Source organism: Actinoplanes sp. NPDC051388 (assembly GCF_055586225.1).
This window is the reverse complement of sequence record NZ_JBVJIP010000022.1, coordinates 61,100-82,711: the sequence shown is the minus strand read 5'-3', so window position 1 is coordinate 82,711 and position 21,612 is coordinate 61,100. Positions and strand designations below refer to the sequence as shown.

Genomic DNA, 21,612 nt, shown 5'->3' with positions numbered 1-21,612 from the left:
GCTCGTGCCGCACCCCCCCCCCCCCCCCCCCCCCCCCCCCCCTCCTCCCCCCCCCCCCCCCCCCCCCCCACCCCCCCCCCCCCCCCCAAGGTCCGGAGCCCGTACTCGAACTGGTTCTTCCTGCCCGCGGCGGTGATCTACGGCGTCCTGTTCATCGTCCCGACCGTGACGTCGTTCTACTTCAGCATGACCCGGTGGAGCATCTTCGACTCCAGGTTCATCGGGCTGGACAACTACGTCACGTTCTTCCGGGAGCCGGCGCTGGTCTCCGGCCTCACCCACACGCTGATCTACGGCGTGGTGACCTCCGCGCTCAAGGTCGTCCTCGGCCTGCTGCTGGCGGTGCTGCTCACCTCGCAGATCGTGGCCCGCGGCTACCTGCGGTCGGTGGTGTTCTTCCCGGTGCTGGTCAGCACGATCGGCGTCGGGCTCACCTTCACCGTGCTGATGAACCCCGAGCGCGGCGTGATCAACGAGGCGCTCGGCGTGATCGGCATCGACGGGCCGGGCTGGCTGACCGACCCGAGCTACGCGCTGCTGTCGGTCGCGCTGGTGGACGTCTGGAAGGGCGTCGGCCTGGCCACCCTGATCTACATCGCCGGCATCGTCTCGATCCCGCAGGAGTACTTCGAGGCGGCCAAGGTCGACGGCGCCGGGGCCTGGGACAACTTCCGGCGGATCGTGTTGCCGCTGGCCCGGCCCGCGACGGTCACCGTGATCATCCTGTCGCTGATCGGCGGGCTGCGGTCCTTCGACCTGATCTGGGCGATGACCCGCGGCGGTCCCGGCTTCACCACCGACGTGATCGCGTCGGTCATCTACAAGCAATATCAGGCCGGGTTCTACGGCCTGTCCACCGCCGGCAACGTGGTGCTCTTCCTGGTCGTGACGGCGATCATCCTGCCGCTGTCGCGCTTCCTCAACCGCAAGGAGGTGGAGATGTGAGCACCACCACGGTGTCCCGCAAGCCCCGCCGCAATCTGCCGCTCAGCATCCTGGCCGTGCTGCTCTCGACCGTGGTGTTCGTGGTGCCGTTCGCGTTCATCGTGCTGACCGCGGTGAAGAGCAGCCAGCAGGCCTCGCTGCTGGACTTCTCCTGGCCGCAGCAGTTCCAGTTCGCGCAGAACTTCATGGACGTGCTGCAGGCCCGCGACTACATGCTGATCATCGCGTTCATCAACAGCACGATCCTGACCGTGGCCAGCGTGGCCGGCATGGTGATCCTGGCCTCGATGGTGGCCTTCGTCTGGCAGCGCAAGCGCAGCCGCTGGAACGGGCTGGTGCAGGTGCTGGTGCTGTCCGGGCTGATCATCCCGCCGGCCGTGGTGCCGACCATCTGGGTGCTGCAGAGGCTCGGGCTGTTCCGCACGATGCCGGGCCTGATCCTGGTCGAGATCGCCTTCGGCATGTCGTTCTGCGTGCTGCTCTTCCGGGCGTTCATCTCGACGATCCCGCGGGAGCTGGACGAGGCCGCGATCATCGACGGCGCCGGGCCGTTGCGGCTGTTCTTCCGGGTCATCTTCCCGCTGCTGCGGCCGACCATCATCACGGCGGTGGTGGCGCAGGCGGTGTTCGTCTTCAACGACTTCACCAACCCGCTGTACTTCCTGCCCGGCGACCAGAACGCCACCGTGCAGCTGACCCTGTTCAACTTCCAGAGCCAGTTCTCCACGCAATACAACCTGCTCTTCATGAACATCCTGCTGATCACGATCCCGCCGTTGATCATGTTCATCTTCTTCAACCGGCAGATTGTGGCGGGCATGACATCCGGGGCGGTCAAGGGCTGAGTTCTAATGATCACGTGAGCGATGCATCCCGTCCGCTGCGCAAGCTGGGCTTCCTGACCATCGGGCTGTTCGACGAGGCCGACCCGCGGCGGGGGCACGAGTCGACGCTGGAGATCATCGAGCTGGGCGAGCGGCTGGGCTTCGACAGCGCCTGGGTGCGTCATCGGCACCTGCAGTTCGGCATCTCGTCGCCGGTCGCCGTGCTCGCCGCCGCGTCGCAGCGCACCAGCACGATCGAACTCGGCACCGCGGTGATCCCGCTGGGCTGGGAAAACCCGCTGCGGCTGGCGGAGGACCTGGCGACCGTCGACCTGCTCTCCGGCGGGCGGCTCAACCCGGGCGTCAGCGTCGGCCCGCCGATGCGCTGGGACGAGGTCAAGGAGGCGCTGTACCCGGACACGGCCGCCTCGGAAGACTTCAGCTATGAGCGCGTTTCTCGCTTACTGCGTTTCGTCCGCGGCGAGCCGGCCACCGGGTTCAGCGGCACCGAGGGCTTCGAGGCCTTCTCCGACCGGGTGCAGCCGCACTCCCCCGGGCTGGGCTCGCGGCTCTGGTACGGCGGCGCCGGCCTGAAGTCCGCCACCTGGGCCGGCGAGCACGGGATGAACTTCCTGACCAGCAGCGTGGTGCGGGCCGAGGAGTCGGAGGACTTCGAGGCGATCCAGCTCTCCCACATCCGGGCGTTCCGCGCCGCGCACCCCGATGGGGAGCGGGCCCGGGTGTCACAGGGGCTGGTCGTCATCCCGACGGACAGCGCCACTCCCGCTCAGAAAGAGCGCTATCGGGCGTACGCCGCGAAGCGCACGCCGCGCACCGCGACGCCGCAGGGCCCGGCCCGGATGATGTTCGCGCGTGACCTGGTCGGCAGCTCCGCCGAACTCGCCGAAAGACTGCACGCCAACGCCGCCTTCCGCGAGGTCGACGAGGTCGCGTTCGCGCTGCCGTTCGACTTCGAGCACGACGACTACGTGCAGATCCTCACCGACATGGCGGGCACGCTGGCACCTCTGCTCGGCCGGTAGCGGCCACCGCCGGTCCGCATCGGCGGGCGGGCGAAACGATGAGACGTCATGGGGCTCGCACAGGTACTCACCGCCATCCTGCTCGCCGGGCCGCTGCCGATCGGAGCGCCGCCGGCCGGCGCGTGCGGCTCGGAGGTCGATCCGCCGCACCCGGTGGTGGCCGCCAAGCCGTGGGCGCAGCTGGTGCTCGACGCGGCCAAGGTGCTGCCGTTCAGCTCGGGAGCCGGTGTCACGGTCGCCGTGGTGGACTCCGGAGTGGACGCCGACCATCCGCAGCTGCGCGGGCCCGGGGTGGTGCTGCCGGGCGAGGACTTCCACCTGATCGGCGACCTGCCCGGCAACTTCGACTGCGAGTCGCACGGCACCGCGGTCGCGAGCATCATCGCGGCCCGGCCGATGACGGGGGTCGGATTCGCGGGTCTCGCGCCCGGCGCCACGATCCTCCCGGTACGGGTCAGCGACCGCGGTCTCACCGACGGCGGCGCGGTGGCCCAGATCGACCCGCAGGTGCTCGCCCGCGGCATCCGATACGCGGCGGACAGCGGCGCCCAGGTGATGAACCTGTCGCTGGCCGGGACCGGCGACGACCCGCTGATCCGGGACGCGGTGGCCTATGCCGTGCAGAAGGACGTGCTCGTGGTGGCGGCGGCCGGCAACGGGCAGCAGGGTGACGCGCCGCAGCGGGCGTACCCGGCCGGCTATCCGCAGGTGCTCGGCATCGGCGCGGTGGACGAGCAGGGCGTGCGGGTGGCGAGCTCGCAGATCGGGCCGCACGTGGACCTGGTCGCGCCCGGCTACGACGTACTCGCGGCCACCCGGGCCGGCGGCCACGACTACTGGCGGGGCACGAGTTTCGCGGCGCCGTTCGTGGCGGCGACCGCGGCGCTGGTGCGCTCGGCCTGGCCCAAGCTGAGCGCCGCGCAGGTGGCCGCTCGGATCACGGCGACGGCCACGCCGATGCCCGGCGGCCGGGGCAGCAACGCCTACGGCGCCGGGCTGGTCAGCCCCTATCGCGCGGTGACCGACGGGCTGGAGGCGTCGGGGCCGGCCGCGCTGCCGGCGCTGCGGATCACCATGCCGCCGCCTCCGCCCGCGCCGTTGCCGGTCGTGCGGATCCTCGGCATCGCCCTCGCCGTCGTCGCCGCGCTGCTGTTCCTGGCGCTGGTGGCCTGGCGCGGACGGCGCTCGGGCTGGCAGGTGCGGCGAGCGCCGGCGCCGGTGGATCGGCCCGCCGTCGCCGAGGTGCCGGATCGCCTCTTCTGAGTTTCCGGGCTAGCGTGCGGAACTCATGGAGAGCATCACCAAGAACCGGCAGCCGCACGAGACGCTGTGCGCGATGGTCGCGCGGGCCTACGGTCCCGATCAGGTGCCCGGCGGCGATGCGATCAGCGAGCTCGGGCACGGCTGGTTCAACGTCGCGTACCGGATCCGGCTGCGCGACGGCCGGGAGGTGGTGCTGAAGATCGCGCCGCCGCCGCGGATCGAGGTCATGACCTACGAGCGTGGCGCGATGGACATCGAACTGGCCGCCCTCGACCTGGTCCGCGAGCACACCGGTGTGCCGGTGCCGGCGGTCGACTTCGCGGACCGCACCCGCGAGCTGTGCGACGCCGACTACTTCTTCATGCCGTTCGTCGACGCGGACAACCTCGGCATCGTCCGGGACACGCTGCCGGCGGCCGAGCAGATCGCTCTCGGCGAGGCTCTCGGCGCCGTCACCCGCGAGCTCAACGAGATCCGGGGCGCGGCCTTCGGTCCCCTGGCCGGGCCGGGCGAACCGACCTGGCGGGCCTGCTTCGGCCGGATGATCGGCGGCGTGCTGGACGACGGGGAGCGCCGCGACGTCCGGCTCGGCTACGACTACCGGGTCGTCCGGGACCTGATCGCCGCCCACGCGCACTGCCTCGATGAGGTCACCGAACCCCGGTTCGTCGAGTGGGATCTGTGGGACAGCAACGTGCTGGTCCGGGACGGCCGGATCGTCTGCATCATCGACCACGAACGCGCCTTCTGCGGCGACCCGCTGATCGAGGCCGGCTTCACCGCCCTCGACTCGACCGCGTTCGGCGACCCGGCGGCTTTCATCCGCGGCTACGGACGCACCGAGTTCACCGCCGGCGAGCGGCTGCGGCGCAGGCTCTACACCCTCTACCTGGCCCTCATCATGATCATCGAGACCGAGTACCGCGGCCACACCGACACCGGACAGTACGACTGGGCCCGCGAACGCCTGCGCGAGGTGATGGCCCTGTTCGGCCGGGACGCCCGCTGAAACCGATCGACGGCGCGGGTGCGCTCGGCACCCGCCCGATCGGCCGGCTGCTGTGGCACACCTGCTCGCAGACCACGCTCGCGGTCAGCGTCTACGGGATCTACGCCCTGACCAACGCCTGGTTCGTCGCCCGCGGGGTGGGCGCCGACGCGATGGCCGCGGTGAACCTCGCCGCCCCGGTCCTGCTGATCCTGGGAGCCGTGGCGACCACGGTCGGGGCCGGCGGCGCCTCGCTGGTCTCCCGTCGCCTCGGCGCGGACGACCCGGCCGGCGCCGCCCGGGCCGCCGGCAACGCCTTCGCCGTCTTCTGGCTCACCGCCGTCACGGTCACCGTCACCGGCCTGCTCGCCCTCGAACCACTGCTGACCGCCCTCGGCGCCACGTCCGACACCCGGGGTCTGACCCGCGACTACGCCGTGGTGCTGCTCTGCGGCTCCCTGGTCGCGACCGGCTTCTCCAGCCTGGTCCGCGCCGAAGGCGCCATGCGCTTCGCCACGATGATCTGGGTGGTCGCCATCCTGGTCCAGATCCTGATGGATCCGCTGTTCATCTACGGGCTGGAGCTGGGCGTCCGCGGCGCCGCGCTCGGCACGGTCCTCGGCCAGGCGGTCTCCACCGCGATGGCCATGTGGTTCTTCTTCGGCCGCCGTCCTCGTCCCTATCGGATCACCGCCCGCGACCTGCGCCCGCACTGGCCGACCGTGCGGGCCCTGCTCGGCGTCGGCGCGCCCTCGTTCCTGGCCGGCTTCGGCGCGACCCTGCTCGCCGTGCTGGTCAACAACATCCTCGCCGTCACCGCCGGGGCGATCGCGCTGACCGCCTATGCGATCTGCGCGCGCATCCAGACCTTCGTCTTCATGCCGCAGCTCGGCATCAGTCAGGGCCTGCAACCCGTCGTCGGCTACAACGCCGGGCGGCGGCTGCACGACCGGGTCCGGCGGGCGCGCACCCTCGCCCTGCGGGCCACCATCGGATACGGCGTCGCGGCCGCGCTCGCCGTCATCGTGGGCACCGGGCCGCTGGTCGCGATCTTCGTCGACGATCCGGTCATTGCGCCGGTCACCGAGCGGGCCCTGCGCGTCATCGCGATCGGGGTCGCGGTCGCCGGGGTGGGCCCGCTCGTCTCGGCCTACTTCCAGTCTCTGGGCCGGGCGACGCCGGCCTATCTGATCTCGGCCGGGTCGTTGCTGCTCATCAAGGCGCCGCTGGTGCTCGTCCTCGGCCATCTCGGCGGCGACGACGGGGTCTGGGCCGGCCTGGCCGCGGGCGAGATCCTCACGGCCGCGGCCGCCGGGACACTGCTGGTGGTGTCCCGGCGGTAGCCGGGCGTACCCAAGGTTGTTGCGTATTTGTGGCAGAGCGGCAACGGAACCGTCCCGTCGCGTCAGATACCCGTGCTCGCCACCCGCTTCATGGCGCTGGCCAACGCGCCCTGCATCTCGGTGCTGGCCTGCTGCACACCGCCACGCAGCGCGGTGAGCATCGTCTGCTGCGCCTGGGACACCTGGCTCCAGGCGGCGTTGACCTCGCTGAACTCGTTGCCGGCGCCGTCCATCCAGTCCGCCGTGGTGGCGCCCGCCATGCTGGCCCAGTCGTCCATCTCCTGCTGCACGTGCCCGACCGTGGCGACGATCTGATCGGCCATCGCGTCCATCTGGCCGAAGTTTCCCTTGATCAGCATGTCGATATCCCCTAAGCCCGGAGCTGTCCGCCGAAGGCGCCCATCGAGGCGACCTGGTTGAGCGCGCTGCTGTTGGTGGCGTCCACCTCGGTGTAGACGTTCGACGAGTACGCCGTGTTCTCGCCCAGCGTGCGCATCGCCGTGCACAACCGGACCATGCCCTGCTCCCACTGCTGGTGCGCGTTCTCGAAGGCCACCCGGGCGGTGCCCTCCCACTGACCGCGCATCCCCTCGACGACCGGCCGCAGCGCCGCCATGTGGCCGTTGATGCTGTCCGCGACGGTGCCGGCGGTGGCGGCGGCGCGATCCAGGCTCTCGGTCATGCCGTGAAGCTGATCTCCAGCCACGAGCTTGTCCCCTTCCGGAGGTGATGCGTCTGATGAGGACCGAAGGTAGGTGGCCGTCGATGGAAGATGCGCGGCTCGACATGTTCCTGCCAGTGGTCAGGATCGCGGCCCGGTGACGGCCACCATCGACGCATGGCGATGGTGACCGTACGGCGACCGGCGCGGCGACCGGCCCCGGAGCTGCCCTCGGGCGAACTGATCCTGGAGGCGCCGCCGGAGATCCCGCCGCCCGCGGAACGCCCCTGGGCACAGGCGCTGACCCTGCTGCCGATGGTGGTGATCCTGTCCGCCGTGCTGCTGATGTACTCGAACTCGGCGAGCCCCACCGTGCGCCTGATCATCTATGCCGTGATCGGCGCGGTGGTGCTGATCCTGGTGCTGGTCGCGGTGCTCAAGAGCGGCGGGCCGAGCAACGCCACGATGGCCCACGCCCGGCGGCTCTACCTGCGCCGGCTCGCCCAGCACCGGATCCGGATGCGCCGCGACATCGAGCGGCAACGCGCGGCGACCGCCTTCCTGCACCCGGCGCCGGACCAGCTGTGGGCGGTGGCGGCGAGCCCGCGGCTGTGGGAGCGGCGCGGCGACGACGAGGACTTCGCGGTGGTGCGCGTCGGTGCCGGCCCGCAGGAGCCGTCCACCGAACTGGTCCCGCCCAGCACCAAGCCCTTGGAACAGCTCGAACCACTGTCCGCGCTGGCGTTGCGCCGGTTCATCCGCACCTATGCGGAGGTGCCCGACCTGCCGCTCGCGATGCCGCTCACCGGGTTCGCCCGGATCCACGTGCAGGGCGACCGCGAGCGTGCCGCCGCCCTGGTCCGCGCGATGCTCGGCCAGCTGGCCACGATGCACGCGCCGGACGACGTCCGGATTGCGGTGTGCGCCGCGCCGGACCGGATGGCCGCGTGGGACTGGGTGAAGTGGCTGCCGCACGCGCACCACCCGGAGCTGACCGACGCGGTCGGGCCGGTGCGGCTGGTCGCGCCCTCGCTGGCGGTGCTGGAGACGATGCTGGCCGGGGTGCTCGCCGCGCGGCCGCGGTTCGACCCGGACGGGCGCGGCGCGGTCGGCGGCCCGCAGATCGTGGTGGTCTTCGACGGCGGCGCCACACACGGCTCCGAGCACCTGGCCACCGGCGGCGGGCTGGAGGGTGTGGTGGTGATCGACCTCGGGCCGGCGCCACGGGCACTGGACCGCAGCACGCTGGTGCTCGAGGTCTCGGCGGCCGGCGAGCTGCTCATCGGACGCGACCCCATCGGCGCCGCCGACGGGCTGCTGCCGGTCGAGGCCGAGGCGCTGGCCCGCCAGCTCGCGCCGTTGCGGCTGAGCAGCGCGGACCTGAGCGAGCCGGCGCTTTCCGCCGACCACGGGCTGGCCGACCTGCTCGGCCTCGGCGACCCGCGGGAGTTCGACCCGGCGCAGACCTGGCGTCCCCGGCCGGCCCGCGACAAGCTGCGGGTGCGCTTCGGGATCGGCGCGGACGGTGCCCCGGTCGAGGTGGACCTCAAGGAGTCGGCGCTGGACGGGATGGGCCCGCACGGTCTGCTGATCGGGGCCACCGGATCCGGCAAGAGCGAGCTGCTGCGCACGCTGGTGCTGGCGCTGGCCATCACGCACTCGCCGAGCACACTGAACTTCGCGCTGATCGACTTCAAGGGCGGCGCCACCTTCGCCCGGATGGACGCGCTGCCGCACACCAGCGCGGTGATCACCAACCTGCAGAACGCGCTGCCGCTGGTGGACCGGATGACCGACGCCCTCAACGGCGAGCTGATCCGCCGCCAGGAGCTGCTGCGGGCGGCCGGCAACTTCAGCTCCTTCCACGAGTACGAGCGTGCCCGGGCGGCCGGCGCCCCGCTGCCCGAGGTGCCGACGCTTCTGGTGGTGTGCGACGAGTTCAGCGAGCTGCTGTCCAAGAAGCCCGACTTCATCGACATGTTCGTCCAGATCGGACGGTTGGGCCGATCGCTGGGCGTGCACCTGCTGCTGGCGTCGCAGCGGCTCGAGGAGGGGCGGCTGCGCGGGCTGGACGGGCATCTGTCGTACCGGATCGGATTGCGCACCTTCTCGGCGGCGGAGAGCCGCACGGTGATCGGGGTGACCGACGCGTTCGAGCTGCCGCGGGCGCCGGGGCACGGCTATTTCCAGTTCGGCACCGAGCCGCTGATCCGCTTCAAGTCCGCCTATGTCTCCGGCGTGCACGTGCGAGCCGAGACCGCGCCGCCGTCGGTCGAGGACGCCGACCGGGTGGAGATGCTGGACTGGACCACGGCCTATCTGCCGCCGCCGGTGACCGAGACGCCGGTCGCCGCGGAGCCGGACACCGGCGACAGCCTGCTCGACATCCTGGTCGGACGGCTGACCGGGCAGGGCACACCGGCGCATCAGGTGTGGCTGCCGCCGCTGGATGATCCGCCCACGCTGGACGCGCTGCCCGCCTCGGGCGCGCTGCGGGCCGCGATCGGCATCGTCGACCGGCCGCTCGACCAGCGGCGCGATCCGCTCGAACTGGACCTGTCGGCGGGCGCCGGGCACGTGGTGGTGACCGGCGGCCCGCGGTCCGGCAAGAGCACCGCGCTGCGCACGCTGATCGCCGCGCTGGCCCTCACCAACCGGCCGCGCGACGTGCAGTTCTACTGCCTCGACTTCGGTGGTGGCGCTCTGTCGGCGCTGCGCGGGCTGCCGCACGTGGGCGGGGTGGCGCACCGGCAGAACGCGGGGGCGGTGCGGCGTACCGTCGCGCAGGTCGCCTCGCTGCTCGCCGAGCGGGAGCGGCGGTTCGCCGAGCACGAGGTGGACGGGATCGCGTCCTATCGCGCGGCGCGCGCCCGCGGCGAGTTCGCCGACGACCACTACGGCGACGTGTTCCTGGTGATCGACGGCTGGGCCACGCTGCGCAAGGAGTTCGAGGACCTGGAGGAGGTGGCGGCGGATCTGGCGGCGCGGGGGCTGGCCTACGGCGTACACGTCGTCGCCGCTTGCGGCCGATCCTTCGACCTGCGACCGGCCACCCGTGACCTCTTCGGCAGCCGGATCGAGTTGCGGCTCGGCGACCCGGTGGACACCGCGATCGACCGGGTGCAGGCGCAGCTGGTGCCGAAGGACGCGCCCGGCCGCGGGGTCGCCGCCACCAAGCACCAGATGTTGCTGGCGCTGCCCCGGATCGACGGCGTGCGCACGGAGCAGGGCCTGCGCGAGGCGACGGCGGACCTGGTGCGGCGGGTCGCGGACACCTGGCCGGCCGACGAGCAGGCCCCCCGGGTGCGCCTGCTGCCCACCACCGTGCCGGTCACCGCGCTGCCCACGGTCGACGAGGGCCTGACGCTGTCGGTGGGCATCGCCGAGCAGGACCTGGCCCCGGCACACGTCGACTTCGGAGCCGAGCCGCACCTGCTGCTGCTCGGCGACTCCAAGGCAGGCAAAACCGCCTTCTTGCGTACGCTGGTCCGCCGCATCACCGCCTCGCACACGCCGTCGCAGGCCCGCATCATCCTGGTCGACCACCGGCGCAGCCTGCTCGGCGAGGTGCCGGCGACGCACCTGCTCGGCCACGGCACCGACGGCACGGCGACCCGGCGGCTGATGACCGAGGCGGCACGGGGCATGAAGGAGCGGGCGCCCGGCCCGGACATCACCCCCGAGCAGCTGCGCCGCCGGTCGTGGTGGAGCGGGCCCGAGCTGTTCATCCTGGTGGACGACTACGACATGGTGGTCAGCCCGCTGGACAACCCGCTGCAGCCGCTGCTCGAATACCTGCCCCAGGGCCGGGAATTGGGCCTGCACGTGGTCGTCACGCGGCGCACCGGCGGTGCCGGGCGGGCGCTGTTCGAACCGTTCATGGCCCGGCTGCGCGACGTCGGCTCGCCCGGCCTGCTGCTCTCCGGCGACCGCGGCGAGGGCCCGCTGCTCGGCGGCCTCAAGCCGGAGACGCTCCCACCCGGCCGGGGTCGCCTGATCACCCGAGGAGACCCGCCCCGCATGATCCAGATCGCCTGGTCACCCCCGTCGGAGTGAGGCATGGCCGGTAGTTGCCGTCCACCGTGGACCTATCCAGTTCCCTGTTTCCCTGTAATCCGGAGGTGTCAGTGATGGCGGGATTCATCGAGGCGGACACGGGCTATCTGCTCGACGTCGCCAACCAGCTCGACCCGGCGGTGGTCACGACCGCGAAGGCGGCGGCGGCCGAGGCGCGAGCTCTGGCGCCCGCCTGCGGCGTCCCGCTGCCCGGGTGCCAGGCGTTCAGCACGGCGGTGGTCCAGGTGGCAGACCAGATCACGGCCTTCTGTACGGAGGTCGAGCAGGGCATCCAGGCGTACGCGTCGGTGGCGCGCGAAAGCGCGGGCCTCTACACGGACGCCAACCAGACCGCGAAGGACACGTTCGGGAGTGGACCATGGGCATCGCTGAGCTGATCCGCCTGATGCAGGAGCTCTATCAGCAGGCCGAAGCGCAACTGGCGCACGTCGACCCGCTGTCCCGCAGCCGCCAGTCCTGGGCCGCCGTGCAGACCGGCCTGGCCGACACCGAGGCCCTGCTGCGCCAGAAGGCCGGCGAGATCGGCCCCGGCTGGCCGGACGAGGCGGGCCAGCTCTACGCCGAACGTCTGGACCGCAGCTCGACCACGGTCCAGAGCTGGCAGCAGACCCTGGCCGCGGCCGACATCCCCACCCTGGTAACGGATCTGGCAACGTTGGTGCGCACCACGGTCGACGCGGTCCGCGCCCAGTGGGACCGCTTCGTGGCCCTGGTCGAACAGCTCGGCGCGGTGGCGGCAAGCCCCACCGCCGTGGCCGCGGTCGACGCGATCACCACCCAGTTGGCCGCGATCGTCCAGGAGACCGCAAACCTGCTGCGCACTTTGGACGCCCGCTTCACCGAAGCGGCCACCCGCATCACCGGCGCAGCCGACGGCACCCCCTGGGACGGCCCCGCCGTCGCGGGCGCGGCCGCCGGCGCGACTCTCGGCGCGGACGCCGCCACGACCAAGGCCGCAGGCCCGGCTCCCGCCCCCACTCCCGCCGACGGCACGGCTGCCGTCTCACCCCTGGCCGCGGCCGGGACCGCGCCCGCCAACGCGGGGGCGCCTTCCGGGATCGCCCCGGTCGGCATCGGAGAACCCAGCCTGGCGGGCGGTCCTTCTCCGGTCGCCGCCGGCATCTCTCCGGTCACCCCACCGGTCGGCCCGGCGACTTTCGTCCCACCACTGGGTGCCAGCCTGATCCCGCCGGTCGCGGCCGGCTTGGGCGGCGGCGGGCCTTCCCCAGTCGGCGGCCGGCCTTCTCCAGTCGGTCTCGGCGGCCGACCTTCTCCAGTCGGCCTCGGCGGCAGCGGCGCCCGTATCCCGACAGTGGCCAGCGCCGGCGCCGCCGGGATGATCCCGCAGGCCGGCCGCACCATAGCCGGCGCCCCGCCGCTGGCCGGCGGCCAGATGCCACCGGTCGCCGCCGGCTCACCCCCGACGGCGGCGGCCGGTGCCACCACCGGTCCAACCCGCCTGTTCCCCGGCCTGCTGGGCGCCGGCCTGCACGGAGCCCGCAACCGAAACAACGGCGACCCAAGACCAGGCGACCAGGAGAGCCCTCACCGCTCCCGCCCCCTCAAGTCAATCCCCGGAGTCCCCCCTGCCCTGCGCGGCCGCACCGGCGCCCTGGACGAAACCCCCGACTTCCTGACAGGCCCCCGCCAGGACCAGGAGTCCACCGAGCCCCCGCTGAACGAAGACCTCTGGCAAACCGCCCGCCCGCCGAGCCCCTTCACCAGCCGCCGCCGCTAACCGGGAGACCCACAGGCCGGCCCCGACCGGGGCCGGCCTTGGCCCCTCTGCTCTGAGCACGAATACACATCACCCACACGGGTTGCCGTCGACGGGCCGCCCGCCGCCGGCAAGACCACCCTCGCCGATGAGTTGGCCGTACTTCTGCGAGAACAGGGCCGTGAGGTCATCCGCGCAACGATCGACACCTTTCTTTTCCCTCGGGCACAGCGCTATCCACGCGGTGAATTCTCAGCCGAAGGCTGTTACTTCGACACCCACGACTACGCAGCACTGAACCGGGTTCTGCTCGATCCTCTCGGGCCGGTCGGAGATCGACGCTTCCAGCACGCGGTCTACGACCACACGACGGACACTGTGCTGTCTCCACCGGTCACGACCGCCGCCGCCGACGCCATCCTGGTCTTCGACGGCGTCTTCCTCCTGCGCCCGGGACTGATTGATCGGTGGGACCTGCGCATGTTCGTGTCGACCGCGCTCGAGAAGACCGTGGATCGTGCTGTGATCCGAGAGAGCCGGGTGTCATCTCAGGCCGAGGTCCAACGGCGCTGGCGCGACCGTTACATCCCCTCACAAGAGCTCTACTTTGCGACGGTCCGTCCGACCGATCTCGCCGACATCATCGTGCACAACGACGAGCCCCAGCAGCCGGTCTGGGAGGCCCGAAGACGTGAGGGGCGCTGACGTCGAATTCTTCCCTCAGTTCTGACACCACCAGAGGTGGATGCTCGAGTTTCGACACACGCCGGGCGGTGGGAGCATCGGCTGACCGGAGCCGCAGGCCGGCCAGGACCGTGGTGGTCGGTCCCGGCATGTCAGGTAGGTCGATCGCGCAAGTGGTTTGACCACTCGGATGTGGCGATGCCGGCCAGCCACCGCGCATGCCGGCGAATGCGGGATCGGTCGTCGGGAAAGCAGCGCTCCCACAAGTGATCCAGGCTTGTCCAGGCGGCGGGCTGACCCGGCTCGGGCATCAGCGGAGCCGCGGGGTCGGCGATCGCGGCGTAGGACAGTCCCAGGCCCGGTGGGTGGTCGGGATGGTATGAGCGGACGCAGGCAGCGGCCGGACGGGCTAGGGCAGCACCAACGTCGCCCAACGCAGCCTCCAGCGACTGCCGCTGCAACTCGTCACGACTCATCGCCGCAACCTAGCGAGAGGGTACGACATCGCCGATTCGGTGACGGACACCAAGACCCGGCTTCCTATCCATCCACTCAGGACTGTTGGGGTGCTCTGTCACGAGCCGCACTGCCCTTGCTCTGCACACCCATAGGCAACACCCGCGCGCGGTGCGGCCGACCTGCCACTGCCGGACACCAAGTCAGGACGACCCCGCCGGTGTGCCCCGGCTCCCCGGCGGGGGTGTTGCGTATATGTGTGCAGAGCAAGCGGTCAGCGGTCGGCGGCGGCCGACGTCGGGGCTCGGGCGGCTGCCGGGTCCAGGCCGCTGCCCATCGGCATTCTGGTGATCAGGCCGGCCGGCAGGCGGACCGGGCGGGTGCCCGCATAGCCCAGGATCGTCAAGACCTCGCGGTTCGCCAGGGGGAACGCCTGGCCCTGGTCGGTGGCCAGAACCAGCGTTCCGGAGGCCGCGTCGCTGCTGGGCAGGACCTCGACCACCGCGGCCCGGCCCGGTGGCACGTAGATCCGGTCGGCCAGTGGCATGCCCTCGCGGGTGCGGCCCTCGGTGGGCACGCTGGCCGATGGGGGTGGGAGTTGGCCGCCGATGCGGACGCGGGGCACCGGGACGTTGTCGTCGTAGGTCACGCAGACCGGCACGGTGCCGCCGCTGAAGTCGGGGCGGCGGGCCGGCGCCGGTGCGCCCGCGGACGCCAGACCGGGCTGCTGGCGTGCGGTTGCCGCGACCGCCGCGTTCAGGGGGATGCCGGCCGGCTCGTTGCCGGGGTAGGCCGCGGCGGTGCCGGGTGCGGCCAGCTGGAGGTCGTACTGGAGTTCGGTGATCGGGCGCAGGCGGTCGCTCTCCACCAGGTAGTGCTGGTCGCCGGCGGGGGTCGACACCACCAGCAGCTGCCCGATGCGCAGCTCGGATCGGCTGGGGACGGCCGTTGACGGGCGGCCCGCGTCGCGTACCGGCAAAGGGGCGATGGTCTCGCCCGCCGGGAGGATGTCGACCAGCGCGGAACCCACCCGGGCCCGGGTTTCGGCGCGCAGCGCCAGGGCGACCGCGACCGTGTCGGCCTGGTTGATGCGATGGCGGTGGCCGTGCCAGATCAGGTATTGGTCGCCGGTGGCCGGCACCTCGACCAGCAGGGCCTCGTCGCCGACCGGGCGGGCGCCGACCGGGTCCGTGCCGGCCAGCAGGACCGATTCGTCGACGGCGGCGCCGGTGCGGTCCGCGGCGGGGCGTGAGCAGAGGCTCCAACCCGTGGTCAACAGGCGGGCGGCGGCGGGCAGGGTGTCGGGGGCGTCGGGGATGCCGATGCTCGGGCCGCGTGGCACGTCGATCAGGGACTCGCGGGACACCGTGCGGGTCTCCGCGGACCGGCCGAGGGCGAGCAGCGCGGAAGTGTAGTTGAGGACCGGGTGCAGGCGCTCGTCGACGAAAACGTAGCGGGCGCCGGTCTCCTTGACCACGATGACCGCGTCGCCGGCCTGCCAGGAACGGTTGCCGCCGGGGTTGAGGAAACCGTAGACGCCGGCCGCGAGCAGGGCGACCACCGCGAGGGCGACGCTGCCGAACGCGGCGGCCGACGGGCGGCGGAAGGGCGGCTGTTCGGGGTCGGTCTCGCGGACCACCAGCGCGGAGTGCACCCGCTGGGCGAGGAAACGCTGTGCCTGCAGCTGATCGCGCCGGGTCGCCACGTCAGCCGCCCAGCCCGCGGACCAGGCCGTAGAGCTGCAGCACCGCGCAGACGACCGGCACGCAGGCGAGCACGATGAGGATCTCGGCGATCTCGGCGTAGCGGGACATCGCCGCGCCGGCCGGGCGTCTGCTGTAGACCATGGCCGCCAGCACGGCCAGGGCGGTCACCGCGAGCAGGACGGGCACGGCGGTGCCGAGTGGGCGCAGCGCGGACCAGCCGGCGATCAGGGCTCCGGCGGTGGTCACGGCCGCGATCAGGATCGGCAGGCGGTGGCGCACGGCCGGATAGAGACGCGCGCGTACGCCGAAGCCGAGCGCCAGCAACCCGAGCAGGATCACCCCGGAGACGCCCAGATCGGTGGCGAGCACCGCGGCGGCGACGGATGCGACCACCGCGCCGCCGGCGATCATCCCGGTCAGCAGGGCGTCGGCGCGCAGCACCGCCGCGTTGACCGCCGGCCGTGGCGGCTGCGGATCGTCCCGGACCAGGTCGGCCGCGGTGCGCGGGAGCATCGGCATCGGCAGCCGGCCGAGCCGCGCGGCCAGCGACCCGAGCAGCGGCGTGAAGAGGAAGACCACCGCCGCGGTCACCGCCGCCACCCCCGGCCCGGTGGCGAGCCCCAGCGCCACCGCGCCCGCGGCCGGACCGCCGAGCAGCGCCACGGTGGCCGCGGCGACGAAGATCGGCAGCCGGTCCATCACGCCGAGCGCACCGGCCACCGCCGCGACCAGCAGCGCCGCGCATCCGCCCAGCAGCGGCCCGCCGAGCAGCAGTCCGCCGCCCACGAACGCGGCCGGCAACGCCAGGGCGGCCAGCACCGCGCCCGCTCCGGCGTCGCCGGCCACCCGGGCCAGCAGCGTCCCGCCGAGCAGCAGCACCGCGGCGACGATCAGGGCCGCCTGGCCGGGACCGGACCACGGCGGACCGGCGCGCAGCACCGCGGCCAGGAGCAGCAGCACGGCCGGTCCGGCGGCGGCGAGCCCGGCCAGCCGGGTGTGCCGGGGCTGCCAGAGCCGGCCGGTGCGGCTCGCTCCCCCGGCGATCGCGTCCACCAGGTCGTCGTACTCGAGCTCCGGCCAGTCCAGCGAGCCGGGCACCAGATGCAGCACCTCGCCGTCGCGGACGTGCTGCTCGGCCAGCGTGCGCCCGGGATGCAGCGGGTCGCCGTCGGCGCGGCGCAGCAGCCACCCGCCGTCCGGCAGATCGTCCAGTTCCCCGGCCCGGCGCAGCAGACCGGGCAGCATCTCCGCGACCGGGGCACGCTCCGGCAGTGCCAGGTCGATCCGGCGGGTCGGCGCCGCCACGGTCACCCGCACCACGCTCGTCATCGGCGCCACGCTGGCGGTCGTCATCGTCGCCGTCCCCTCCGGACTCGGCAGCATCCTGCCGGGCGGTGTCACTTCGCGGATCTCCTTCCTACGATGGTCGGGTCGGCCGGGCCGCGGACGGGCTCGGCCGCAAGCGGACACGAGGATGAGTCACCACATATGACGAGTGAGGACGACTACCGCGATCTGGTCGAGCTCGGTGACCCGCCGGGCACGACGCTGGCCGGGGTGCAGGCGGCGACCGGGCAGGGCTGGGCGCTCAAGGTGCTGCCGGATCGGCTGGACCGGCGTACGAGGATCGAGGTGGAGGGTGAGTTGCGGCGCCTCGCGCCGGTCGCGGAGAGCGCGCCGATCGTGGTCGCGGACCGGATCGTGGATCTGCCGGACGGCCGCCGGGCGCTGCGTCGCGAGCTGCTCGCCCAGTCCCTGCCGGAGCTGATCGACGGGTTCGGCCCGCTGTCCGCGGCGGACACGCTGGCGCTGGGTTCCGCGCTGGCCGAGGCGCTGTCCGCGGCCGGTGTCGTGCACGGCGGGGTGACGCCGGGCAACGTGCTGTTCCGGTCGTCCGGCGAGCCGGTGCTGACCGACTTCGGCGCGGCCCTGCGCCGGGCATTCCCGCCGGACGGCGATCCCTCGTTCCGGGCGCCGGAGACGATCCGGGACGGCGTTCTCGACGAAAGATCAGACCGGTACGGCCTCGGCGCGATCCTCTACCTGGCGCTGACCGGCCGGGCGCCGTTCCCCCGCCGTCCGGGCGAGCCGGAGGGCGACCACGTGCTGCGCGTGCTCACCGAGCCGCCGCCCCGGATCGACCGCACCGACCTGCCGCGCGGACTGTCCGCACTGGTCGGTGAGCTGCTGGCGAAGGATCCGGCACAGCGACCGGTGGACCCGGCGGCCCGGCTGACCCGGCCGGACGTCCCGTCGGCGGTGCCTCTGGGCGCGCCGATCCTGGAGTTCGGCCCGGAGCGCCGGCGCCGCCGCCCCAGCCCGCCGATGCTGGCCGGCGGTGCGATCGTGGCGTTGCTGGCCGTGGTGGCCGTGCTGCTCGCGCTCAGCCGGCCGCGGGACATGGACGTGCCGCAGATGGATCCGCCGATCGCGCTGGGCAGCGCGTCCGCCGCCGGCCCGAGCGCCGACGCCGTCCGCATCGAGCTGGCCGACCCGATCGACCACGGCGACGAGGTCGAGCTGTCCTGGACGAGCAGCGCGGAGCTGACTTTCTTGATCACCATCGCGCCGGACGGCGGACCCCGTCAGGAGATCTATGTCGAGTCCGCGACCATGTACCGGGTCGAGGTGGATCCGCTGAAGCGCTACTGCTTCGACATCCGTGGCACCGACGGCCGGGGGCCCTATCGCAGCGCGCCTAAGGGGATTCGCGACGCCGTCTGCTCGAACTGACCGGCAGCAGCGGGCGCGGGTCGAGCATCGCCCACACCCGCCGCGGGAAGCCGCGACCGGCGAGCCCCCGCCGCACCGCACGGACCGAAGACCAGGCCGCGGCCGCGTCGCCGTCGGCGGCGGGTGACCACAGTGCCCGGTCGACGGTGCCGGCCAGGCGGCGGATCTCGTCGACCGTGCCCGGGTCGGTGACCGTGCCCGCGGCGACGCTCAGATCGCGCACCGTCATGCCCGGCGTCACCACCACGCCGTGGGCCCGCAGCCGGTCCCGCACCTCCGCCCAGGCGCCGAGCACCGCCGCCGTCCCCGGTCGCCGGCGCCGCCGCCAGGACCGCAGCGTCCACGCCGCGGGCACCCCGACCGGCCAGCCGACGAGCGGCAACAGCGGCACCGCGAGCAGCGCCAGCCACGGCACCGGCGCCGCATCGGCATCGCCGGCCGGGCCCGGCGGGGTGACCGGGGTGATCGGCGCGTCCAGCAGCTCCTCCGGCGGCGGCAACTGCTCGCGCGCCTGTTGCGCCTGCGCGGCCAGTCCCGATCCGGCGTTCACACCGGTCGCCGTGCCGATCGGGTCGAGCGGCACCCAGCCGACGTCCTGCACCGCGACCTCGGGCCAGGCCAGCACGTCGCGGTTGTGCACGACCGTCACGCCGTCCGCGGTCCGGGTGGCCGGCATCCGGAAGCCGACCACGAGCCGGGCCGGGATGCCGGCCATCCGGGCCAGCGCCACATAGGCGGCGGCGAACTGCTCGCTGGTGCCGCGCTTGCTGAACAGCAGGAACTCGCGCAGCTGCGGCCAGCCGTGCCCGGCCGGCAGGTTCTGCCCGCCGGCCGGCCGGTAATTGGTGCGCAGGTATTCCTCGAGCACCAGCGCGGACCGGAACGACGGCCGCAACTCGCGCAGGGCCAGCAGCGGGATGTCCTCGACGTCCTCGGGCACGTCGCCCACGTCGAGTCCGCCCGGTGCGAGCGGGTCGATCGGGGCGTCGCCCAGCGCGGCCGCCGCCACCTCGGGCTGCCACCAACTCAGTTCGTACCGCGCGGCGCCGTCGCTGCCGGGCAGCAGCAGGCTGCCGTCCCGCTCGGCCACATAGGGCGCGATGCCGTCGACCGAGGCCGGCCAGGTCTGGCTCGGCAGCCACGGCCCGCCGGTGCCGGTCACGGTCAGTTGCGCCCGTTCGATCCGCACGTCGACGGTGACCGCCGGGCCGGGCAGCAGTTCGGTGCCGAGTCGCCGGTAGGGCGCAGTGGGTGTCCAGTTGACGCCGTCGAAGCCGTCCAGCACGACCAGCGGCCAGCGGTCCACACCGGCGCCGCCGGTGACCCGGAAGACCTCGGTGTCCGGGTGCGCGAGCCGGGCGGCGATGTCGTCCAGCGGGTTGACCGGCAGCGTGTCGACCAGTGGGGCGGCCTGGCCCTGCTGCAGCGAGTAGCTCGCCGGCGCGACCGGCAGCAGGGCCGTGGTCAGGCCGGCCGCGAGCAGGCCGACCACGGCCGCGGCCGCGACCCGGAGCACCGTGGCGCCGGTGGCCAGCGCCGTCCCGGCCACCGCCGCATAGGCCAGCGCGGACACCGCGGCGGGCCCGGGCGGCAGGGCGGAGTAGACCTGGCTCAGCACCACCACGGCCAGGCTGGGCAGCAGGGCCGGCAGCGGCGCGCGCAGCCGCAGCAGCACCTCGGCGCCGAGCACGGCGGCGACCACGACCAGCAGCGGCACGAAGATCAGCAGGTCCGGGTCGGGCCGGGCCGGCCAGGTGGACTGCAGCACCAGCTGCCACGAGTCGATCACGCCGCCGGCCAGGGCGCGCAGCGTGCCGCCGGTGGGCAACCCGAACTTCGTGGTCGGGAAGAGCAGCGTCTCGGCCACCGCGAGGACGCCGGCCAGCGTGGCCAGCAGCGGGCGCCAGTCGACCAGCACCGGTTTGCGCGCGCAGAGCAGCGTCACGGCGAGCACCGCGGCGGCCGGCACGAGCACCGGGAGCAGCACCGCGCGCAGGCCGAAGACCGGTGCGAAGAGCAGCCCCGCGACGGCCGCCGCGAGCACCACCGCGACGGTCCGCAAGGTCAGCCGATGGTGTCGTTCCATGCCCGCACCGCCTGCAACGCTCCCGCCGCCCCGAGCACCCGGACCCCACCCGGCGCCTCCACCGTGCCGCCCAGCGCCACCAGCACGATCGTGGCGAACTGCGACCGCCGCGCGAGCACCGGCCCGAGCGCCGCGCCGCCGCCGGTGACCACGACCAGGCCGCCGCCCGGCGGGAACGAGGGATGGCCGTCCTCGGCGTCCTGCCGCACCTCGCTGAGCTCGTCGAGCACGCGGCGCACCGACAGCGGACCCCCCTGCACCGCCACCTCGCGCCCCGACCAGGTGATCAGCCGGGTGTCCTGGGCGGCGCGGGCGGACGCCACGAGCAGCGACGCCGCCACGTCGGTGGCGTCCTCGAAGAGCTTGGCGGTGAGCACCGAGGGCCGGTTGTCGAGCAGCACCGTGGTGCGGCCGCGGTGCGGGTCGGCCAGGTCGCGGACCATCAGCCGGCCGGTCCGGGCGGTGGCCTTCCAGTGCAGGTGGCGGACCTCGTCGCCGGGCACATATTCGCGCACGTCGAGCAGCTCGACCGAGCCCCGCAGCGCGCTGTCCGGCAGGCCGTCGTGGTGGTGCCGGGGCACGCCGGCGGTCAGCGGCCGGGCTGGGAACTGCCGCGGGTGCACCCAGAGCGTGGTGGTGTCCCCGGTGGACAGCCGCCGCCGGGCCAGGTCGAAGGGGTCGGCGCGGTGCAGGGTGAGCGGGCCGACGGTGAGCTTGCCGCGGCCGCCGGTGGGCAGCTCGTAGTGCCGGGTCGCCTCGGCGCCGCCGAGCAGCCCGGGCAGCGGAACCGTGCGGGCGCCACCGCCGGCGGAGTCCACCGCCACGAAGCCGGTCTGGCGGCGCCGGCCCACATTTCGCACGTGCAGCCGGGCCAGCGCCGGCCGGCCGCGTTCCACCCGGTCGGGGTGCACCGCGCGGCGGACCTCGACCCGCAGCGGCGGGGCGGTCAGCGCGACCGCGGCGAACACCGCGGCGGCCAGGATCGCGCCCAGCACGGTCAGCATCGGGAAGCGCAGGACCAGGCCGGCGGCGAGCAGCAACGCGGCGGCCACGGACACCGCGAGGCCGCGGCCGGTGATGCGCACG

16 protein-coding genes and 1 pseudogene are annotated in these 21,612 nt (G+C 73.2%); 11 read left to right on the top strand and 6 right to left on the bottom strand.

All coding sequences use genetic code 11. The annotated features are described in order from the left end of the window. The first annotated feature begins 165 nt into the window (after positions 1–165). From ACZ6TI_RS40175 to ACZ6TI_RS40150, 6 genes are read left to right on the top strand one after another with little or no spacing between them, the layout of a single operon-like run. Complete coding sequence (locus tag ACZ6TI_RS40175; RefSeq protein ID WP_465350510.1) at positions 166–945, top strand: carbohydrate ABC transporter permease; 780 nt, start codon at positions 166–168, stop codon at positions 943–945. Next, positions 942–1,790, top strand: a complete 849-nt coding sequence (locus ACZ6TI_RS40170) for a carbohydrate ABC transporter permease (RefSeq protein ID WP_465350509.1) — start codon at positions 942–944, stop codon at positions 1,788–1,790. Before ACZ6TI_RS40175 ends, ACZ6TI_RS40170 begins: the two co-directional genes overlap by 4 nt. A gap of 14 nt (positions 1,791–1,804) precedes the next feature. Continuing rightward, positions 1,805–2,812 carry an LLM class flavin-dependent oxidoreductase gene (locus ACZ6TI_RS40165; RefSeq protein ID WP_465350508.1) on the top strand — a complete coding sequence of 336 codons (1,008 nt, stop codon included), beginning with the start codon at positions 1,805–1,807 and terminating at the stop codon, positions 2,810–2,812. Between the two features lie 48 nt (positions 2,813–2,860). Beyond that, positions 2,861–4,075 (top strand): type VII secretion-associated serine protease mycosin, encoded by a 1,215-nt coding sequence (gene mycP, locus ACZ6TI_RS40160; RefSeq protein WP_465350507.1) that lies wholly within the window; start codon positions 2,861–2,863, stop codon positions 4,073–4,075. A gap of 25 nt (positions 4,076–4,100) precedes the next feature. After that, a complete protein-coding gene (locus tag ACZ6TI_RS40155; protein ID WP_465350506.1) occupies positions 4,101–5,084 on the top strand; it encodes a phosphotransferase family protein in 984 nt (327 codons plus the stop codon). Next, the gene (locus ACZ6TI_RS40150) at positions 5,027–6,406 is read left to right on the top strand and encodes an MATE family efflux transporter (protein ID WP_465350600.1); all 1,380 of its coding nucleotides are present in this window, start codon (positions 5,027–5,029) and stop codon (positions 6,404–6,406) included. Before ACZ6TI_RS40155 ends, ACZ6TI_RS40150 begins: the two co-directional genes overlap by 58 nt. A gap of 62 nt (positions 6,407–6,468) precedes the next feature. Here ACZ6TI_RS40150 and ACZ6TI_RS40145 read toward each other — a convergent pair whose 3' ends face one another. Together ACZ6TI_RS40145 and ACZ6TI_RS40140 are read right to left on the bottom strand one after the other, a co-directional pair. Next, on the bottom strand, positions 6,469–6,765 hold the full coding sequence (locus ACZ6TI_RS40145) for a WXG100 family type VII secretion target (protein WP_465350505.1): 297 nt from the start codon (positions 6,763–6,765) through the stop codon (positions 6,469–6,471). Positions 6,766–6,776: 11 nt separating this feature from the next. Further along, a complete protein-coding gene (locus ACZ6TI_RS40140; RefSeq protein ID WP_465350504.1) occupies positions 6,777–7,112 on the bottom strand; it encodes a WXG100 family type VII secretion target in 336 nt (111 codons plus the stop codon). 132 nt (positions 7,113–7,244) lie between these two features. On the opposite strand from ACZ6TI_RS40140, the gene eccCa reads away from it, so the two are divergent. The 4 genes and pseudogenes from eccCa to ACZ6TI_RS40120 form a co-directional block, all read left to right on the top strand. Continuing rightward, positions 7,245–11,123, top strand: a complete 3,879-nt coding sequence (gene eccCa / locus ACZ6TI_RS40135; protein ID WP_465350503.1) for a type VII secretion protein EccCa — start codon at positions 7,245–7,247, stop codon at positions 11,121–11,123. A 74-nt stretch (positions 11,124–11,197) separates the two neighbouring features. Continuing rightward, on the top strand, positions 11,198–11,521 hold the full coding sequence (locus ACZ6TI_RS40130) for a hypothetical protein (RefSeq protein WP_465350502.1): 324 nt from the start codon (positions 11,198–11,200) through the stop codon (positions 11,519–11,521). Beyond that, a complete protein-coding gene (locus tag ACZ6TI_RS40125; protein WP_465350501.1) occupies positions 11,503–12,882 on the top strand; it encodes a hypothetical protein in 1,380 nt (459 codons plus the stop codon). Before ACZ6TI_RS40130 ends, ACZ6TI_RS40125 begins: the two co-directional genes overlap by 19 nt. 72 nt (positions 12,883–12,954) lie before the next feature. Further along, a pseudogene (locus ACZ6TI_RS40120) lies at positions 12,955–13,566 on the top strand (cytidylate kinase family protein); the annotation flags it as partial. A gap of 709 nt (positions 13,567–14,275) precedes the next feature. Here the strand turns inward: ACZ6TI_RS40120 and eccB are convergent. Further along, complete coding sequence (gene eccB, locus ACZ6TI_RS40115) at positions 14,276–15,706, bottom strand: type VII secretion protein EccB (RefSeq protein WP_465350500.1); 1,431 nt, start codon at positions 15,704–15,706, stop codon at positions 14,276–14,278. A gap of 1 nt (position 15,707) precedes the next feature. After that, positions 15,708–17,060 (bottom strand): type VII secretion integral membrane protein EccD, encoded by a 1,353-nt coding sequence (eccD, locus tag ACZ6TI_RS40110; RefSeq protein WP_465350499.1) that lies wholly within the window; start codon positions 17,058–17,060, stop codon positions 15,708–15,710. Between the two features lie 135 nt (positions 17,061–17,195). On the opposite strand from eccD, the gene ACZ6TI_RS40105 reads away from it, so the two are divergent. Further along, a complete protein-coding gene (locus ACZ6TI_RS40105) occupies positions 17,196–18,440 on the top strand; it encodes a protein kinase domain-containing protein (protein WP_465350498.1) in 1,245 nt (414 codons plus the stop codon). Here ACZ6TI_RS40105 and ACZ6TI_RS40100 read toward each other — a convergent pair. Together ACZ6TI_RS40100 and ACZ6TI_RS40095 are read right to left on the bottom strand one after the other, a co-directional pair. Next, positions 18,406–20,526, bottom strand: coding sequence for a transglutaminase TgpA family protein (locus ACZ6TI_RS40100; protein WP_465350497.1), 2,121 nt, complete (start codon positions 20,524–20,526; stop codon positions 18,406–18,408). The two genes, ACZ6TI_RS40105 and ACZ6TI_RS40100, sit on opposite strands and share 35 nt — an antisense overlap. Further along, positions 20,505–21,611: a DUF58 domain-containing protein gene (locus ACZ6TI_RS40095; protein ID WP_465350496.1), complete on the bottom strand. Its 1,107-nt coding sequence runs from the start codon at positions 21,609–21,611 to the stop codon at positions 20,505–20,507. The genes ACZ6TI_RS40100 and ACZ6TI_RS40095 overlap by 22 nt, the downstream gene beginning before the upstream one ends. Position 21,612 lies beyond the last annotated feature (1 nt).

Coding starts and splice junctions, on each gene's coding strand:
- mycP (WP_465350507.1), top strand. CDS start 2,861: ATGGGGCTCGCACAGGTACTCACCGCCATCCTGCTCGCCGGGCCGCTG.
- ACZ6TI_RS40155 (WP_465350506.1), top strand. CDS start 4,101: ATGGAGAGCATCACCAAGAACCGGCAGCCGCACGAGACGCTGTGCGCG.
- ACZ6TI_RS40145 (WP_465350505.1), bottom strand. CDS start 6,765: ATGCTGATCAAGGGAAACTTCGGCCAGATGGACGCGATGGCCGATCAG.
- eccCa (WP_465350503.1), top strand. CDS start 7,245: ATGGCGATGGTGACCGTACGGCGACCGGCGCGGCGACCGGCCCCGGAG.
- ACZ6TI_RS40130 (WP_465350502.1), top strand. CDS start 11,198: ATGGCGGGATTCATCGAGGCGGACACGGGCTATCTGCTCGACGTCGCC.
- ACZ6TI_RS40125 (WP_465350501.1), top strand. CDS start 11,503: ATGGGCATCGCTGAGCTGATCCGCCTGATGCAGGAGCTCTATCAGCAG.
- eccD (WP_465350499.1), bottom strand. CDS start 17,060: ATGACGACCGCCAGCGTGGCGCCGATGACGAGCGTGGTGCGGGTGACC.
- ACZ6TI_RS40105 (WP_465350498.1), top strand. CDS start 17,196: ATGACGAGTGAGGACGACTACCGCGATCTGGTCGAGCTCGGTGACCCG.
- ACZ6TI_RS40100 (WP_465350497.1), bottom strand. CDS start 20,526: ATGGAACGACACCATCGGCTGACCTTGCGGACCGTCGCGGTGGTGCTC.